The 2,036-nt window shown below is 69.7% G+C and carries 2 protein-coding genes; one reads left to right on the forward strand and one right to left on the reverse strand.

Annotated elements, in window-relative coordinates; genetic code table 11:
- Nucleotides 1–361: 361 nt before the first annotated feature.
- Nucleotides 362–1,261 (reverse strand): DMT family transporter, encoded by a 900-nt coding sequence (locus JMF90_RS34910; protein ID WP_011549321.1) that lies wholly within the window; start codon nt 1,259–1,261, stop codon nt 362–364.
- Nucleotides 1,262–1,318: 57 nt separating this feature from the next.
- On the opposite strand from JMF90_RS34910, the gene JMF90_RS34915 reads away from it, so the two are divergent.
- A partial coding sequence (locus tag JMF90_RS34915) for a LysR family transcriptional regulator (RefSeq protein WP_201326147.1) occupies nt 1,319–2,036 on the forward strand: 718 nt, incomplete at its 3' end.

The following is a 2,036-nucleotide window of genomic DNA, read 5'->3' on the forward strand; positions in this document are numbered from 1 at the left end:
CGTGCACTGCGGCGAGCCGCAGGTTGCGATTCGCTGTCGTCGGCCTTACGGCCGCATCCATTATTCGGCCGGTCGCCGCGACGAAGCCATGGACACTGACGCGCGGTCAATCGGGAACTGTTCGGTCGATTTGTCTGCACAGTTTGGTCACTCGAGAATCGCGTATCCGGTTTCGAGGTCATGCTTCATCAAGCGCGATTGCTGTATATATGCAACTAACGGTCAAGTTCGGTAACGCCACGGGAGTGGGTGCCGATTGCACCGGCTGAACCATTTATCGGGTTCGGCAAGACGGAGGCGTGTTGGGCCGGCCCGCGTGTGCTTTCGGAGCATCGCCATGCAATCCACTGCAAGCTCGACCCTACGACCGTCCGCGCAACGCGACGACGATCACCCCTGCAATCGCCAGCAGGCCGCCGCACGCCGTCGCGATGCCGGGCCGCTCGCCCGTCAGCGCCACCGACAGCAGCGTCGCGACCGCCGGCGTCAGGTAGAGAAAGCTGGCCGCGCGCGCCGCGCCGAAGTAGCCGAGCGCGAAGGTCCAGGTCGCGTACCCGAGCGCGGCGGGAAAGACGCCGAGCACCACGACGGCCAGCGCCGTGTCGCGCGACCCGCCGCCGAGCGACACGAGCGCGCCGGGCAGCCAGGGCGCGAGCAATACCGCGCCGGCCAGCAGCGTGTACGCGGTGCACGGCAGCGCGCCGTACACGGGAATCAGCCGCCGCTGCAACACGAAATAGCTGGCCGAACACAGCGCCGCGCCGAGGATCAGCGTGCTTCCGGAGCCGAGGACGAGGCCGCCGGGCTGCCCTTGCGCGATCACCGCGATGCCGGCCAGGCTGACCAGCGACCCGAGCCAGCCCCAGCGATTGAAGCGCTCGCGCAGAAACACGGCGGCCAGCAACGCGGTGAAGATCGGCAGCGTGTTCACGATGAAACTCGCCGCGCCGGCCGACACGGTCTGTTCGCCGGTATTGAGCAGCGCGTTGTAGAGTGCGATGCCGAGCAGGCCGCACGCGAGAAAGCGCCACGCATCGGCTTTCGTCGGCAGCGGCGGCCGCCGCCATGCGAGCCACGCGATCACGAGCACCGCCGCGGTCGCGAAGCGCGCCGCCGCGAGCTGCAGCGGCGCGAGGCCCTGCAGGCCGATCCGGATGAACGGGAAGGCGGACGCCCACGAGACGATCGTGAACGCCACCGCGGCTGCCGCGACGAGCGGCTGTCGCGCGCCGCGCGACGTCGATGACGAAAGAGTATTCATGCGGCAATGGTGCGGCGTGGCGAGATGCTAAGCTAGCGCACAGATCAACATCCGGATATGAATATGGCTCACAGCTCGGACGCGCGGCCTGCCGACGGTCCGGCGCGGGCGCGGCAGGTCGCCGGCGGGCTGTCGGTCGCCGCGCCGGTGCCGGGCCCGCGGCCGCCGCTCGCGAGCCTGGAGACGGTCTGCACGGTGGCGCGCGAGGGTTCGTTTCTCGCGGCCGCCGACGTCTCCGGCGTCACGCACGGCGCGATCAGCCGACGCGTGGCCGCCGTGGAAAACTGGCTCGGGATGGCGCTGTTCGAACGGCATGCGCGCGGCGTGCGCCTGACGCCGGACGGGCAACGCTTCGTCGGCCGGATCGAGCAGGCGTTCGCGATCATCGACGGCGCGGCCGATCAGTGGCGCTCGCCGCGTACGCCGCGGCTGGTGCGGATGAGCGTGGTGCCCGCGTTCGCGCAGCTGTGGCTGCTGGAGCGGCAGCCCGCGCTCGAGAGCGAAGCGCCCGCGTTGCGTATCGAGCTCGGCATCGAACTGCGCAACGTGGATATCGCCGGTGGCGAAGCCGATCTGTCGATCCGGTACGGGCGCGGCAACTGGCGTCGGCTGGAAACCCGCCCGTTCATGCCGGAACGGCTGTATCCGGTCGCGCATCCGCGGCTCGCCGCGCAACTGGCCAGGATGCGCCGCGCAACGGGCGATGCCGCGCTGCTCGACATGCCGTTGCTGCACGATTCCGACGTGACCGGCTGGCGCACGTGGTTCGACGCGC

It is taken from the genome of Burkholderia sp. E168m23 (assembly GCF_016586125.1).
In the GTDB taxonomy this organism is placed as follows: Bacteria; Pseudomonadota; Gammaproteobacteria; order Burkholderiales; family Burkholderiaceae; genus Burkholderia; species Burkholderia orbicola.